Origin of the sequence: Lentilitoribacter sp. EG35 (assembly GCF_040784015.1) — a bacterium.
In the GTDB taxonomy this organism is placed as follows: domain Bacteria; phylum Pseudomonadota; class Alphaproteobacteria; order Rhizobiales; family Rhizobiaceae; genus Lentilitoribacter.
Genome location: NZ_JBFNGQ010000005.1, coordinates 186,323 through 202,610 on the forward strand (window position 1 = coordinate 186,323; position 16,288 = coordinate 202,610).

A 16,288-nucleotide genomic window follows, 5' to 3' on the forward strand; every position below is an offset into this window, starting at 1 on the left:
ATGAATGATCTAACTGTTTTTATAATCGACGACGACGACGATATTCGAGCATCTCTCACGAGATCACTGACTAAACGCGGCTATAATGTCGAAAGCTTCTCATCGGCAAATGAGTTTCTAAGTTCTCATAATGAAAATAATCTCGGGTGCATACTTTTGGACTATGGCATGCCAGAGTTAAACGGATTGGAACTACAGCAGTGTTTGATTGAACGTGAAATATCGATTCCAATTATATTTATGACTGGACATGGCGGAATACCTGAATCGGTTCAAGCTATGAAAGCTGGCGCGATTGATTTTCTTGAAAAACCTTTTAAGCAGAAGATACTGTTGGAGGCGATCAACACAGCATTTGAGAATACAAGAATATCCATGCAGCATGACGACGATAGTAAAATGCTTCGGTCAAAACTTGAAAATCTCACAACTCGTGAAAGAGAAATTGCCCAATTTATTGTTCAAAATCCAGCCGACACCTCCAGCAAAAACATCGGACGACAATTAAACGTCAGCCCGCGTACAATTGACCATCACCGCGCGCGTATTCTGGAAAAAATGGATGTAACATCGGTCGCCGAGTTAATCGAAAAGGCTATCACAACAAAACTATTTTCTTGATTAGCGAGCGTTTCGCGAAACCCAAGACGAAAACTTATTGTAATCATTTAAATTATAAACTGACGAGGGACATTCTGTGTCACATATTTTCCCAAGACATACCAAGGCAAATTTACCAACTGTAGAATCAGGACAAGGCGTTTATCTATACGATACCGATGGCAAGCAATATTTTGATGGTTCAGGCGGGGCGGCCGTCTCATGTTTAGGTCATGGAGATAAAGATGTAACAGCAGCAATCAAAGAGCAATTGGATGAGATTGCGTTTGCACATACTAGTTTTCTAACGTCACAGCCAGCCGAGCAACTAGCAGACAAGCTGGTAGAATTGGCTCCTGATGGCATTGATCGGGTTTACTTGGTGTCTGGTGGCTCGGAGGCCGTAGAATCTGCGCTTAAACTTGCCAGACAATATTTCTGGGAACAGGGCCAAACATCAAAGAAATATTTTATAGCGCGAAAACAAAGTTATCATGGGAACACCCTAGCTGCGCTCGCAACAGGTGGCAATGAGTGGCGGCGTGCGCCATTCTCCCCTCTTATGATCGAAACAAGCCATATCTCTCCATGTTATGAATATCGAGGCCGGCTTACGAATGAAACCACGGAACAGTATGGATTACGAATTGCCAATGAACTGGAAACCGAAATCCAACGTCTTGGTGCTGAAAATGTTATTGGATTTGTCGCAGAACCAGTCGTGGGGGCTACCGCAGGAGCCGTGCCAGCCGTCAAAGGTTATTTCAAGCGAATTCGAGAGATCTGCGATGCACACGGGATACTATTGATTCTAGACGAAGTTATGTGCGGCATGGGACGAACAGGAACCATGTTTGCCTGTGAGCAAGATGGGGTGTCGCCAGATATTATAACTATAGCAAAGGGGCTGGGAGCCGGTTATCAGCCAATTGGCGCCATGCTTTGCACGAAAAAGATTTACCAGGTGATTGAAGGTGGTTCTGGTTTCTTTCAACATGGACATACCTATATCGGGCATCCCGTTGCAGCGGCTGCCTCCCTCGCCGTCGTCAACAAACTGACAAGCCACGGTTTGGTCGAGCGTTCCCTCGATATGGGGCAGAAATTGCAAACTGTTCTGCAGGATGCTTTTGGGGAACACCCTCATATTGGTGATATTCGAGGGCGCGGTTTATTTCGTGGTCTCGAAATTGTCAAAGACCGGGAAACGAAGCAACCATTTACACCAAAAGATACAATCAACAAAAAATTGAAAAAAGCGGCATTTGAAGCCGGTTTAATTTGCTATCCTATGGGCGGAACAATAGATGGCGTAAATGGGGATCATATCCTGCTTGCACCACCATTCATTCTGGATGAAACCCATATTGATGAAATCGTGACCAAACTTAAAACAGCGTTCCAACAGGTTTTTTAATGAAGATGATCAAACCATTACCAAAAATCATGGTCGCACCCAACGGAGCGCGGCGCGGGAAACAAGATCACCCTGCTCTGCCAATAACAATAGCAGAGACTGTGGCAACAGCTAAGGCTTGCGTCGAACAAGGTGCGGATGGGTTGCATATGCACATCCGTGATGAACAAGGAAAACATACGCTGGATGCAGGCACATATCGAGAAGCACTTAACGAACTACAAAATGCATTGCCAGAACTTTATGTCCAGATAACAACAGAGGCTGTTAGTCAATATTCAGCGGCACAGCAACGCAAATTGGTTAAGCAACTTATGCCAAGCGCTGTTTCAATCTCTATAGCTGAAATGTTGTCTGACAACGAAGATAAAGAGGCAAGTCAATTCTACAACTGGTGCCGAGATTCAAACATCTCGGTTCAACATATCATATATGATAATGATGATCTAAAAAGGATAGAAGCATTGTCCTTACTAGATAAAAACCATTCGCTACAGCTGTTATTTGTACTTGGCCGTTATACCAAAAACCAGCAGAGCATGCCGAAGGATCTCGACCCGTTTTATGAGTGGATGCAGGATAAACAAAATATCGACTGGGCGACCTGCGCCTTTGGATTAGGAGAAACTGAATGCTTGGTCGAAGCGTACAAGCGGGGCGGGAAAGTGCGTATTGGTTTCGAAAATTCGCTGTGGAATAGAGATGGATCAATAGCCAAAAATAACGCCGAAAGGGTCGCGGAACTGGTAAAATTCATCACCTAATTTGTTTGAAAAATTGAGTTCTACAAGATCGTTATTTTTAATGTAATGACAGCATGATTCTTATTGGAAATCAGTTCATTAATTTGTAAATTTAGACGAACTTTTTGAACATCTGCGTGTCTTCAACAATCAAAATGCGAGGTTTTTTACATAAAAAATGTGAACTCCATTCTCTTTATGTCGAGTTTAAAATATTGAATATACATAAATAAATACAGTAAGTTATGTAAATATTCATCATCATCCATAGTGATCTACTAAAAAATTAGTTGACATAAGTGTAACATCCGGTGTTTGAATATAGGGGTCAGTTTGGGCTGACTCACAATACTGGAGGAAATAATGCATAAAATATTGCTATGTACGGTAGCATCAATTGGTCTGCTGAGTGGAATGAACTCAGCATTTGCCGATTCAGCTGCCGCAAAAAAATGGATTGACCAGGAGTTTCAACCTTCTGCTCTATCCAAAGATCAGCAGATGTCTGAGATGGACTGGTTCATCAAAGCTGCTGAGCCTTTTAAAGGTATGGAAATCAATGTTCTATCCGAGGGCATTCCTACTCACTCATATGAATCTGAAGTTTTAACAAAAGCATTTGAAGAAATCACGGGCATCAAAGTCAATCACCAAATCCTTGGTGAAGGTGAAGTTGTTCAAGCTGTTCAAACGCAGATGCAAACAAACCGTAACCTTTATGATGGCTACGTAAATGACTCCGATTTGATCGGTACACACTCTCGTTTGCAACTTGCTTATAATCTGACAGATCAAATGGCTGGCGAATGGGCTGCAACAACATCCCCTACCCTAGACCTTGAAGATTTCATGGGTACACAGTTTACAACTGGTCCAGATGGAAAACTTTATCAGTTGCCAGATCAGCAATTTGCAAACCTTTATTGGTTCCGCAAAGATTGGTTTGATCGTGAAGACCTAAAAGCTGCGTTTAAAGAAAAATACGGTTATGATCTTGGCGTGCCAGTAAACTGGTCAGCCTATGAAGATATCGCCGAGTTCTTCTCAAAAGATGTTAAAAATGTTGATGGCGTCGATATCTATGGTCACATGGATTACGGTAAGCGCGCACCAGATCTTGGTTGGCGCATGACTGATGCTTGGCTATCAATGGCTGGCGCTGGTTCAAAAGGTGAGCCAAACGGTGTCCCAATTGATGAATGGGGAATTCGCATGGAACAGGGTTCTTGTAATCCTGCTGGTGCTTCCGTTTCCCGTGGTGGCGCTGCAAATGGCCCTGCTGCCGTTTATGCGATCCGCAAATGGGACGAATGGCTACGTAATTACGCACCTCCAGGTGCCGCTAGCTTTGACTTTTATCAGTCACTTCCAGCACTTAGCCAAGGTAACGTTGCTCAGCAAATCTTCTGGTACACAGCCTTTACAGCAGATATGGTAAAACCAAAGTCAGAAGGCAATAATACTGTCGATGATGAAGGTAATCCATTATGGCGCATGGCTCCGTCACCGCACGGCCCTTATTGGGAAGAAGGTCAAAAAGTTGGTTATCAGGATGTGGGTTCTTGGACATTCTTGAATTCAACACCATCTGACCGCGCGCAAGCTGCTTGGCTTTACGCTCAGTTTGTAACGTCTAAAACTGTAGATGTGAAAAAATCACATGTTGGTTTGACATTCATCCGTGATTCATCAGTCAATCATGAGAGCTTCACAGAGCGTGCTTCTAAACTTGGTGGTCTTGTTGAGTTTTATCGCTCTCCTGATCGTGTTGCATGGTCACCTACAGGTGTGAACGTGCCTGACTATCCAAAACTGGCACAAATCTGGTGGCAGCAAATTGGTGACGTGAACTCAGGTGCCTTTACACCACAGCAAGCGATGGATCGTTTGGCTGAGGAAATGGACATCACTATGTCACGTATGCAACGTGCAGATGAAGGCGCCAATGTTTATGGCGGTTGTGGACCTCGTTTGAACGAGCCTAAGGATGCATCCGAATGGCTTGGAAAAGGCGGCGCGAAAGCTAAGCTTGATAACGAGAAGCCACAGGGCGAAACAGTCAACTACGAAGACCTAGTTGCCCGCTGGAACTCGAACTAAGTTCCTCCCGAAAGTCGGCCAAAAGTTAGAATGAAAGTTCTAACGTCTGTTGGGGTGCCAGAGTGCCCCAACAGATCTCGCTCAATAAAATTCACATAAATTACAACGATTTGGTGCTCCATGGCGCTCGTATTGCAAAATATAACTAAAGTTGTCCAAGGTAAGACACACATCAAACAGATGGATCTTAACTTGGAAGCTGGTCACTTTAATGTGCTGCTAGGCGAAACTGGTGCAGGTAAAACATCACTTATAAAGTTGATGGCAGGCCTGGACCCGGTAAGCTCCGGCAACATTATTATGGATGGCGCCGATGTCACCCAATTATCCACACAACAACGTCGGATCAGCCTTGTTCATCAGTTTTTTGTCAATTATCCGCATATGACGGTTTTTGATAATATAGCCTCGCCATTGCGAGTTGCCAAAGTTGCAGAGTCAGAAATTCAAGGTCGCGTTGAAGAAGCGGCAGACATTTTGAAGCTTCGTCCGATGTTACATCGCAGACCACATGAGCTTTCCGGCGGGCAGCAGCAGCGAACAGCGCTAGCACGCGCCATTGCCAAGGATAGTCAGGCTGTGTTTTTAGATGAACCCCTTGCAAACCTTGACTATAAATTGCGGGAGGAATTGCGCGAACTTCTTCCTGAACTTTTTGCGGGTCGCGGTGCAGTTGTTGTTTATGCGACATCTGAACCCGAGGAAGCATTGCTGCTCGGCGGTAAAACCGTTTTGATGCAGGATGGATACGTTCGCCAGTTCGGGGATACTGCCGATATTTATCGAAATCCCAATAATTTGATTGCAGCGAGAGTCTTCTCAGACCCGCCCATCAACCATGCGTCCGTAACCAAAAAAGGCAATAAAATCGAGATGGGAAATATCACGTGGGATACATCCAAAGCAGCCGCTAGCTTGCAAGACGGACAATATCTCGTGGCGGTTCGACCACACCATGTCCTGCCTGTCAAAACTGAAAAAGCCAATATTGCTGTCACAGGAAAAATTGGTGTAACTGAACTCAGTGGTTCGGAAAGCAGTGCGCATTTTACATTCGACGATCAAGCATGGGTTTCTCTTTCCCATGGCGTTCACCCCTATCAAGTGGGCGAAGATCACACATTCTACATGGATCCTTTGGAGTGCCTTTACTTTGCACCCGATGGCAGCCGGGCTGCGTGAGGATTAGATTATGGCAAAAATTACTCTTTCAAAACTTCGACATAGCTATATGCAAAATCCGCAAGAACCGGATGATTATGCACTGAAGCAAATTGACCTCGAGTGGGAAGACGGCGGAGCCTATGCTCTTTTAGGCCCTTCTGGTTGTGGTAAGTCAACCTTGCTTAATATCATCTCCGGCTTGGTAAAACCGACCGAAGGCGCTGTGCTTTTCGGTGATAAAGATGTCACCGAACTGCCACCAGATCAACGCAATATTGCGCAGGTTTTTCAGTTCCCTGTCATTTACGACACGATGACAGTCTATGATAACCTCGCATTTCCTTTACGAAACCGCGGCGTGGATGCAGCAACGATTGATAAGCGCGTTCACGATATCGCGGATATGTTGGAAGTTAGCGATATGCTGGACCGTAAGGCATCAGGCCTTAGTCCCGATAATAAGCAGAAACTTTCAATGGGCCGTGGTTTGGTTCGTGACGATGTTAACGTTGTGATGTTTGATGAGCCACTAACCGTTATCGATCCTCATTTGAAATGGAAACTGCGTAGTAAACTCAAAGAGCTTCACCAAAAAGTTCATCACACAATGATTTACGTAACACACGATCAGACGGAAGCGCTGACTTTTGCCGATCAGGTTGTTGTGATGGACCTTGGTGAAGTTGTGCAAATTGGCACACCGGTAGAATTGTTCGAGCGCCCTGCACATACATTTGTCGGGCACTTTATCGGCTCCCCTGGGATGAACGTCTTACCTTGTGGTCTGCGTGATGGAATGGCGTTTTTAAATGGTCAAAAAGTTGACCTCGAAGGCGCTGTTAAACCTGGCATGCAGGGTAAAGCAGAGATTGGCATTCGCCCTGAATTTGTTTCCCTTGGAACCCACGGCATCGACGCAAAAGTGCGCAAAATCTCCGACGTAGGAAGACACAGTGTTGTTGATGCAATGATTGGAGACGCAAGCGTTATGGCTATCGTGGACGGACCTTTGCCTAATATTGGTGATGATGTGAAGATAAATTTCCAAACACATCAAACCCGCCTTTATATCGATGGATGGTTAGCAACGGAAGCAAAGGGGTAATCTGATGAAAACTGAAAATCAGAAAGCGTGGTTCTTCGTTTTGCCAGTGTTACTACTCGTAGCATTCAATGCGATCATACCGATGATGACAGTTGTTAACTACTCGGTACAAGAAACATTTGGTGATAATCTTTTCTTCTGGGAGGGATTAACCTGGTTTGAACAAATTTTGCGGTCAGAACGATTTTATAATGCACTTGGCAGGCAATTTCTGTTCACAGGTCTAATCCTGATAATTGAGGTCCCACTTGGAATTGCGATTGCACTTTCCATGCCAAAAAAAGGAATGTGGGTACCTGTCTGCCTTGTATTAATGTCTCTGCCAATGCTCATTCCGTGGAATGTGGTGGGCGCGATGTGGAACATTTTCGCGCTGCCAGACATTGGTCTATTAGGCTATACGTTAAATCATGTCTTGGGCATCAATTATGATATGACACAAGACCCTATTGCGGCGTGGGTTACCATTATCGCCATGGATGTGTGGCATTGGACTTCTCTAGTGGTTCTGCTGTCCTATGCTGGTCTGGTTTCAATCCCTGAAGCATATTATCAGGCTGCAAAAATTGATGGTGCTACCAATTGGTCAGTTTTCCGCTTCATTCAAATACCCAAAATGAAGAATGTTCTTACAATTGCGATTCTCCTGCGATTTATGGACAGTTTTAATATCTACACGGAACCATTTGTTTTAACAGGCGGCGGACCAGGTAACTCAACCACACTGCTTTCCATTGATCTCGTTAAAATCGCTCTTGGCCAATTTGATCTTGGACCGGCGGCTGCAATGAGCCTTGTTTATTTCGCAATTACTCTGTTGGTCTCATGGCTTTTCTACACACTCATGAACCGCGAAGACCTTAATGTCGAGGGAGAACGCTAATGTACAAAAGATCACTCGTCCCCATTATCTACATATTATTCTTGCTTTTGCCTATCTATTGGCTTGTTGCAATGAGTTTTAAAACGACCAATGAGATATTGTCTGGGTTTTCGCTTTTCCCACAAACATTTACCATAGATGCCTATGTGACAATTTTTACGGATCCTTCTTGGTATTGGGGCTATATTAATTCAATTACGTATGTAACGCTCAATATGGTAATTTCGGTGTTGGTTGCGCTTCCTGCCGCTTATGCATTTTCCCGTTACCGGTTCCTCGGTGATAAGCACCTTTTCTTCTGGCTGCTAACGAACCGCATGGCACCAGCGGCTGTTTTTGCCCTTCCCTTCTTCCAACTTTATTCAGCGGTTGAACTTTTTGATACCCATCTAGCCGTTGCGCTTGCGCATTGTTTGTTTAACGTTCCTCTAGCTGTCTGGATTTTGGAAGGTTTTATGAGCGGAGTCCCAAAGGAACTTGATGAAACAGCATATGTTGATGGCTACTCATTCCCTCATTTTTTCGTCAAAATATTCTTGCCAACGATTAAAGCTGGCGTTGGTGTGACAGCATTCTTCTGCTTCATGTTCTCATGGGTGGAGCTATTACTTGCCAAAACGCTCACAGCAGTTGCAGCCAAGCCTATTGCCGCAACTATGACAAAAACAGCATCCAGCGCGGGCTATGAGCTTGGTCTTCTCGCCGCTGCCGGAACTTTAACAATTATACCTGGTGCAATCGTAATTTACTTTGTGAGAAATTACATTGCTAAAGGCTTCGCAATGGGGAGAGTATAACAATGAGTTGGATGGCTTGGACTTGGCCCACAGTGCTTATTTTTGTCGCGATTTTTTCATCGATAGCATTACTAACGCTTATTGAAATAAAATATCCAGGTGGTGCAGAGCGCCTAGGTGTTTTGAAACTGGTTACGACCCGCGGTGATCGTCTGTTTTTAGGTATATTGGGTTCTGTATATATCTTCCTTGCGTGGCTGGGCTTTTTTGGACAACCATTATGGGTACCTCTCAGCTTAGCAATTCTTTGGTTTATATTTTGCTTCCGTAAAATCTGATAAGTGCAGATCTATTAATTTACTAGTAAGTGACAATTTATTGAGCTAATAAGACTTTAGTTAAATCGGAATTGGTGGCGTGAAATGAGAAAACGCAAAACGCATGAACTGCTGACAGAAGTTGAGTTAGAATTCATGACGTTATTATGGGAATTGGGTGACAGCAGTGTTCGGGATGTTCTTTCAAAATTGGAAGAAGGTCGTGATCTCGCTTACACATCTGCCGCGACCATCTTGAGAATATTAGAGAAAAAAGGCTTCGTTTCCAGTCTCAAAGACGGTAAATCGTTGATTTACCGCGCAATTCTTACAAAAAATCAATATCAATCTCGCCTTTTAAAGGATGTTTCTGCTAAACTTTTCGATAATACACCCGCTGCGTTGGTCGCAACACTTGTCAACGACGATCATTTAACGCAAGATGCTTTGGAGGAGCTAAGGGAACTTCTTGGGAGGAAGCTCGGAGATGATTCAAGCTGAAACTATAGTAACCAGTTATATTGACATTAATTTGCTTATGGTTGGTTCAGCGCTGATATGGTTTGCCGGACGTCAGATTATAAAGAATTCTGACGCCGCCCGTGCATTTGCGGCACAGCTTCATCTTGTAAAAATACTCTTGCTGGTAACCTTTTTCTTCCCCGCTTTTCTTACTTTCTTTAGCTACTATTTTGCATCCGCATCTCCTATACCCGTTACTTTATCAGAATTAGTGCTCGCCCAATTCTTACAGGGTAATATTGAAGTAAATCCAAGCTTCTTGGAAAGCGTTCTTACCTTTCGCCAGAATGTAATGACGCAGCTTTCCGACCCAAACCACGTGTTCATCACTTTGGTATTATATGGGGGGCTAGCGACAGCTTTGTTTATGGTTGTCCGTGCACTTCTGACAATGCACAAATTGTCTCGAATTTTGTCAGAAGCCCATGAATGGCGGACATCGGGCCACTTAAAACTCATGTTAGCTGATAGAATTCGTATTCCATTTTCCACTCGGATGTGGCGGTACCATTACGTCGTATTGCCATCTACAATGTTGGGCAATCAAATAGATATGAAGGTATCTGTTGCACATGAATTGCAACATTTGCGCCAACGCGATGTTGATTGGGAATTTATTTTTGCACTTCTCACGCCAGTTTTCTTTTGGAACCCAGCATTTCATTACTTCAAACGAGAAATTGAAGAATTACGTGAACTATCTTGCGATCAGAATGTGCTAAAACGTGGTTTTCTATCTGCTCGTGAATATTGCGAATGCCTCATACGCGTTTGTGGTGGACGTTTTAAACGTAATAACCTGTTTAAATTGCGGGTTCCCGAGGTCGCACTCATTCAAACTAGATCCGGATTGTTTACCACAAGACCCAAAAAACTATTGGAAAATCGCTTGATGTCTGCTGTTACTGGCGGAAACGGTGTAATTTCTCGCGCTCGTCTAATTGTGGTCGCTGCAATGATGATTTCATTAGCGGGCACCCTCTCCTTCGCGGTGCAAAAACCAGCTGATTGGAGCCATGATCGATTAATGCTCTCAACAATCATCAATCTGGAACGTTTGGAAAAACGCAATCAAGTCGGTCTTGGTTCGTACACTGCTTACTAATTATACCAATCCGATAACAATTCCAGTATAGCACAACTTCCATTATTGGCTGTTTGAATGTTTCAAAGCATTTATTAAACAATGTTGCGTGATCTGGCCAATTAGATTGGTGCTGCCACTTTCTTGAACGGCAACAACGGTTTTACTCTTATCAAGCCGCTCCATAATCTCAATAATAGGCATATCTGCAGAAACGATATCTGTTGGCGTTGGATTTGATAAAGGCTCCATAACATCAAGTGCCGTTAACACATTAAGCGGATTCATATGTTGAACAAAATCAGCAACATATTCATTGATTGGATTGGAAAAAATTTCGCGCGGTTCACCCATTTGAACAACACGACCACCTTCCATAATTACGATCTTGTCACCAAGTTTAAATGCTTCATCAAGGTCGTGACTAACAAAAATAATAGTACGTTTTAATCGTTCCTGAAGTTCCAAAAGCTCATCCTGCAATCTGGTCCGTATCAAGGGATCGAGAGCAGAAAACGGTTCATCCATCAATAAAATCGGCGCCTCGGTCGCAAAAGCTCTCGCCAAGCCAACACGTTGTTGCATTCCACCAGATAATTCGCTCACTTGCCGATCAGCCCAATCGGAAAGCCCAACAAGCTCAAGTTGCTTTGCTACGCGTTCCCTTTTTTCACGATCTTTAACGCCAGAAACTTCTAATCCGAAGCCTACATTCTCCGCAACGCTTCGCCAGGGCAGCAAACCAAATTGCTGGAAAACCATAGCAACGCGTGAACGCCTGATCTGTTTGAGTTGCTGTGAAGAGGCAGTCGCAACATCAACCATACCCTGCCCAGTATTGACGTTAACTGAGCCTCTAATAACGGTGTTCAGGCCGTTTACAGAACGAAGCAATGTAGATTTTCCAGAACCTGAGAGCCCCATCAGCACCAGTATCTCACCTTCATTGACATCAAATGTACAATTATGGACACCTAATATCTGACCTGTAGAATTTTGAATGTCTTCGCGGGTTTTATCTTGGTCCATCAACGGTAATGCAGATTTCTGATCGTCGCCAAAAACAATATTTACATCATTAAATGAAACTGCAACGCTCATTTGTCACCTCCGCGAAGACGCAGCATGCGATCGAGCATGATTGCAACCACCACAATGACAAATCCACTTTCAAATCCGAGTGCCGTATTTACCTGATTAAGCGCTCTTACAACTGGAACGCCAAGTCCATCGGCACCGACCAAGGCAGCAATCACCACCATAGATAACGACAACATGATTGTTTGGTTCAAGCCAGCCATAATTTGAGGAAAAGCGTAAGGCAGTTCAATTTTTATCAGGGTTTGCATTGATGTTGCGCCAAAAGCTTCAGCAGCTTCCGTTAGCGTTTTTGGTGTTGAAGAAACACCCAAATGGGTGAGACGGATGGGCGCTGGCAAGACGAAAATAACCGTCGCAATAAGGCCGGGAACCATGCCAATGCCGAAGAATACGATAGCGGGAATGAGGTAAACGAACGTTGGTAGCGTCTGCATTAAGTCTAAAACCGGGCGCATATAGGTGTAAAGCCGAGGGCGATGGGCTGCTGCGATACCGACTGGTACACCAATTATCATACATACAACACAGGCGGACAGGACAAGCGTCAGGCTCTCTGTCATCTCCTCCCAATAGTCTTGATTGATAATAAAGAGAAAACCCAAAAAAATGAAAAGACAAGTCTTCCAAGATCGTTGAAGCAGCCAGGTGACACCAATAAAGAATGCGACAATGATAAGTGGATGTGGTGTTTGCAACACCCAAAGAATACCGTCTATCAGCGCTTCCAACCAATCTGCAAGCCCATCAAAAAACCATTCGCCATTATCTTGCAGCCATTCAATGAATGATTTCGCGGCTTTACCAACCGGTATTTTTGTATCCGTCAGCCAATCCATATCAAATCTCGCCCCCAAATAACCTCAGCCAATCGATAATTGAATGGCTGAGGCAATATCGATTAAAATGGATTATAGACCAAGAGCCGCTTTAACAGCAGCCATTCCATCGCCGCCATCCTGTGTGGTAACTCCAGACAGCCACGTGTCGAGAACAGAAGGATTTGCTTTAAGCCATGAAACAGCGGCATCATTTGCATCCTCGCCATCGTTCAAGATTGCGCCCATGATCTCGTTCTCCATAGCAAGTGAAAATTCAAGATTGGTGAGAAGCTTTCCAACGTTTGGGCATTTGGCAGAATAACCAGCACTCGTGTTTGTATAAATTGTTGCGCCACCAAGATTAGGGCCGAAGAAATCATCCCCACCAGTTAGATAGCTCATGTCAAAGTTAGCATTCATCGGATGAGGTTCCCATCCCAGGAAAATAATCGGCTCATCTTTTTTATCCGCACGCGCAACCTGAGACAACATCCCTGGTTCGGAACTTTCTGCAAGTTCAAATCCATCAAGACCAAATGATGCATCATCGATAATAGTTTGGATCAAACGGTTGCCGTCATTGCCAGCCTCAATACCGTATATTTTGCCGTCAAGAGCATCTTTATGTTTTGCAATGTCAGCAATACTCTTAATTCCAAGTGCTGCACCTGCCGCGTTCGTCGCAAGCGTGTATTTAGCACCTTCAAGATTTGCACGTACGGTATCAACAGTTCCCGCTTCGCGGTACTTTGCAATATCACCTTCCATTGATGGCATCCAATTGCCAAGAAATACATCAATATCGCCTTTTTCCATTGATGCATAAGTCACTGGCACAGATAATAATTTTACGTCAGTTTTATAACCAAGCGCTTCCAGAACAGTTGTCGTGGTAGCAGTTGTCGCAGTAATGTCTGTCCAACCCACATCAGAAAAAACAACTTCTTCACAATTAGCAAATGAAATAGCCGTGGACGCAGCTAAAGCAGCAACACTTAGCCCAAAATGTTTAAATATCTTCATGTATTTATTTCTCCCATTATACAAAGAACTCGTTGTAAGTATTATCTTTTCCTATCGAGGTAAAAATTGCAAATGCAAACTATTGAACTGCAAGAGTTTAGTCATTTTCTACTGGGATAGGATCGCTTTAAGCACGTAAAGCTTCGTTATCAGGATCAAATGGGCTCTCTTCGATGACGGTAGCACTATGAAGTTTACCTAGGATCTTTATTTCAAGCTTTGTCCCAATTGCAGAAAATTCCGGTTTAACCATCGCAAGTGCTATAGATTTACCAATCCTATAACCAAATGCGCCATGCGTAGCGCGGCCAACTAAAATACCGTCCTGATAGATAGCTTCATTGCCTCGCGCATCAGCATCTGTCACATCATGCACCTCTAACGTGACGAAATTCCAATTCAATCCTTTCTCTTGAGCTGCAATAAGTGCATCTCGTCCAAGAAACTCACCCTTCTTGAGTTTAACAAAACGGTCTAATCCGGATTCAAAAGCATTATATTCAATAGAAAGTTCGCGCGGTATCAAACGGTAACTTTTTTCAACGGCCATTGCAGTCATTGCGCGAATACCAAATGGTTTAATTCCAAATTCCTCACCAGCCTCCATAAGTGCATCAAAGATAACATTTTGTTGTTCGATGGGATGATGGAGTTCCCAACCCAGTTCGCCGACAAAATTGACCCGTAAAGCATTCGCGGTAGCTGCCCCAACGGAAATCTGCTTTCCTGTCAGCCATTTGAAGTTTTCATTAGATAGGCTCGTGCGTGTAAGTTTGCCAAGAACATCACGTGATCTTGGTCCAGCAAGCACCAATACACCATACTTCTCAGTGATAGGCTTGAGTACAACAGAACCATTATCAGGCAACAATTTGTATAAAACGTCATGGTCATGATTTTCATAAGCGCCTGCCGACACCAGATAAAAGCGATCTGGCGCGAATTCAAACACTGTAAATTCAGATTTTACACCGCCATATTTCGTTAAAAGATGACATAGCGCGACGCGACCACGCGTTTTTGGTACACTATTGGCAAATATAAAGTTCAACCAATCACGTGCGCCTTTGCCCGATACTTCAATTTTGGCAAATGCGGACATATCCAATAAACCGACATTTTCATGTACGTTTTTGACCTCATTACCCACATGTTCGAAGTAATTGGAGCGGCGGAACGACCATTTTTCAACAATACGCCCATCTTCTGTTGGCAGCGCATGATTATGATCCGTTAGCACATCGGCACCTAGATCTAAGTCCGATATTGAAATTTCATAACCCTCTGGTGCAAACCAGTTGGCACGTTCCCAACCATAAACGGAGCCAAATACCGCACCCATGCCCTTGAGGCGGTCATAAATCGGTGTCATTTTTAGTGGACGGGCGGCAAAACGCTCCTCGTCTGGATAGTGGGTTGTAAATACGTTCGCATAAGCTTCTTCGTTCTTCGCCCGCAAATAGCCTTCCGTTGCATAGGGACCAAACCGACGCGGGTCTACACCCATCATATCAATTGTGGGCTCCCCATCAACAATCCACTCTGCCAATTGCCAGCCCGCACCACCAGCGGCGGTAATTCCAAAAGAATGACCTTCATTTAGCCAGAAATTTTTCAAACCCGGCGCGGGTCCAATAATCGGCGAGCCATCAGGTGTATAAGCAATGGCACCATTGTAAACCTTCTTGATACCGACTTCACCGAAAGCTGGCACACGTTCAATCGCAGTTTCAATATGCGGCATAAGCCGATCTAAATCTTCCTGAAAAAGCTCATACTCGCTGTCATCACTTGGCCCATCAACATAACAACAAGGTGCACCTTTCTCGTATGGTCCAAGCAACAACCCACCATTTTCTTCACGCATATACCAAGAACTATCAGATTCACGCAAAACACCCATTTCCGGCAACCCACTTTCTTTGCGCTCGACGATATCTGGGTGGGGCTCGGTGACGATATATTGATGTTCAACCGGGATGACCGGTACATCCAACCCTACCATTTTACCTGTTTTTCTAGCAAAGTTACCCGTACAGGAAACCACATGTTCGCAAGTGATATCACCTTTATCTGTTTTAACTATCCATGTCCCGTCATCAAACTGTTCGATAGCTTCCACGGTCGTATAACGCTCAATGCGTGCGCCCATATCTCGAGCACCCTTTGCCAAAGCCTGAGTGAGATCAGCGGGTTGAATATAACCGTCATCGGGATGCTGAATAGCACCAAGCAGCCCTTCCGTATTGCAAAGTGGCCAAATTTCTTTCACCTGCTCAGGCGTTAGAATATTGAGCGGAATACCGAGTGTTTCAGCAACACCAGCATAATACATATACTCGTCCCAGCGATCTTTTGTCTTAGCTAAACGAATATTACTGACATCTGAAAAACCAACGCTTACACCGGTTTCTTTCTCCAGTTCCTTGTAAAATTTGACGGAGTATTTATGGATTTGACCAACGGAGTAGCTCATATTAAACAAAGGTAAGAGGCCCGCTGCATGCCACGTTGAACCGGACGTAAGCTCCTTGCGCTCTATCAAGCAACAATCGGTCCAGCCCTTTCGCGCCAAATGATAAAGTGTTGAAACTCCAACAACTCCACCGCCTACCACGACTACACGCGCTTTATTTTCCATTATCTTTGCCTCCCATTTTGTAGGGTTCTTTCC

At 44.2% G+C, this 16,288-nt stretch carries 15 protein-coding genes; 11 read left to right on the forward strand and 4 right to left on the reverse strand.

The genetic code is table 11. The features are described from left to right. The 11 genes from AB2J24_RS10995 (at nucleotide 1) to AB2J24_RS11045 (ending at nucleotide 10,693) form a co-directional block, all read left to right on the forward strand. Nucleotides 1-621: a response regulator transcription factor gene (locus AB2J24_RS10995; RefSeq protein WP_367385509.1), complete on the forward strand. Its 621-nt coding sequence runs from the start codon at nucleotides 1-3 to the stop codon at nucleotides 619-621. A gap of 76 nt (nucleotides 622-697) precedes the next feature. Further along, entirely contained in the window at nucleotides 698-2,017 is a 1,320-nt protein-coding gene (locus tag AB2J24_RS11000) for an aspartate aminotransferase family protein (protein ID WP_162653969.1), read from the forward strand. Continuing rightward, nucleotides 2,017-2,781, forward strand: coding sequence for a 3-keto-5-aminohexanoate cleavage protein (locus tag AB2J24_RS11005; RefSeq protein ID WP_367385510.1), 765 nt, complete (start codon nucleotides 2,017-2,019; stop codon nucleotides 2,779-2,781). The genes AB2J24_RS11000 and AB2J24_RS11005 overlap by 1 nt, the downstream gene beginning before the upstream one ends. Before the next feature lie 342 nt (nucleotides 2,782-3,123). Continuing rightward, nucleotides 3,124-4,860 carry an extracellular solute-binding protein gene (locus tag AB2J24_RS11010; RefSeq protein WP_162653970.1) on the forward strand — a complete coding sequence of 579 codons (1,737 nt, stop codon included), beginning with the start codon at nucleotides 3,124-3,126 and terminating at the stop codon, nucleotides 4,858-4,860. Nucleotides 4,861-4,992: 132 nt separating this feature from the next. Then, entirely contained in the window at nucleotides 4,993-6,042 is a 1,050-nt protein-coding gene (locus AB2J24_RS11015; RefSeq protein WP_197742876.1) for an ABC transporter ATP-binding protein, read from the forward strand. Nucleotides 6,043-6,052: 10 nt separating this feature from the next. Continuing rightward, nucleotides 6,053-7,129 (forward strand): ABC transporter ATP-binding protein, encoded by a 1,077-nt coding sequence (locus AB2J24_RS11020; RefSeq protein ID WP_367385511.1) that lies wholly within the window; start codon nucleotides 6,053-6,055, stop codon nucleotides 7,127-7,129. Between the two features lies 1 nt (nucleotide 7,130). Next, nucleotides 7,131-8,012: a carbohydrate ABC transporter permease gene (locus AB2J24_RS11025; protein WP_197742888.1), complete on the forward strand. Its 882-nt coding sequence runs from the start codon at nucleotides 7,131-7,133 to the stop codon at nucleotides 8,010-8,012. After that, complete coding sequence (locus tag AB2J24_RS11030) at nucleotides 8,012-8,809, forward strand: carbohydrate ABC transporter permease (RefSeq protein WP_162653974.1); 798 nt, start codon at nucleotides 8,012-8,014, stop codon at nucleotides 8,807-8,809. The genes AB2J24_RS11025 and AB2J24_RS11030 overlap by 1 nt, the downstream gene beginning before the upstream one ends. A 2-nt stretch (nucleotides 8,810-8,811) precedes the next feature. Beyond that, nucleotides 8,812-9,087 (forward strand): DUF2160 domain-containing protein, encoded by a 276-nt coding sequence (locus tag AB2J24_RS11035; RefSeq protein WP_367385512.1) that lies wholly within the window; start codon nucleotides 8,812-8,814, stop codon nucleotides 9,085-9,087. Between the two features lie 84 nt (nucleotides 9,088-9,171). After that, nucleotides 9,172-9,567, forward strand: coding sequence for a BlaI/MecI/CopY family transcriptional regulator (locus tag AB2J24_RS11040; RefSeq protein ID WP_162653975.1), 396 nt, complete (start codon nucleotides 9,172-9,174; stop codon nucleotides 9,565-9,567). Next, nucleotides 9,554-10,693 carry a M56 family metallopeptidase gene (locus AB2J24_RS11045; protein ID WP_367385513.1) on the forward strand — a complete coding sequence of 380 codons (1,140 nt, stop codon included), beginning with the start codon at nucleotides 9,554-9,556 and terminating at the stop codon, nucleotides 10,691-10,693. The genes AB2J24_RS11040 and AB2J24_RS11045 overlap by 14 nt, the downstream gene beginning before the upstream one ends. 42 nt (nucleotides 10,694-10,735) lie before the next feature. Here AB2J24_RS11045 and choV read toward each other — a convergent pair whose 3' ends face one another. The 4 genes from choV to AB2J24_RS11065 all read right to left on the reverse strand — a co-directional run bounded on the left by choV (nucleotide 10,736) and on the right by AB2J24_RS11065 (nucleotide 16,255). Continuing rightward, nucleotides 10,736-11,773: a choline ABC transporter ATP-binding protein gene (gene choV / locus AB2J24_RS11050; protein WP_367385514.1), complete on the reverse strand. Its 1,038-nt coding sequence runs from the start codon at nucleotides 11,771-11,773 to the stop codon at nucleotides 10,736-10,738. Further along, a complete protein-coding gene (gene choW / locus AB2J24_RS11055) occupies nucleotides 11,770-12,609 on the reverse strand; it encodes a choline ABC transporter permease subunit (protein ID WP_162653978.1) in 840 nt (279 codons plus the stop codon). The genes choV and choW overlap by 4 nt, the downstream gene beginning before the upstream one ends. Nucleotides 12,610-12,681: 72 nt before the next feature. Continuing rightward, nucleotides 12,682-13,614: a choline ABC transporter substrate-binding protein gene (locus AB2J24_RS11060; protein WP_162653979.1), complete on the reverse strand. Its 933-nt coding sequence runs from the start codon at nucleotides 13,612-13,614 to the stop codon at nucleotides 12,682-12,684. Nucleotides 13,615-13,741: 127 nt separating this feature from the next. Next, nucleotides 13,742-16,255: a GcvT family protein gene (locus tag AB2J24_RS11065; RefSeq protein ID WP_367385515.1), complete on the reverse strand. Its 2,514-nt coding sequence runs from the start codon at nucleotides 16,253-16,255 to the stop codon at nucleotides 13,742-13,744. Nucleotides 16,256-16,288: the final 33 nt, after the last annotated feature.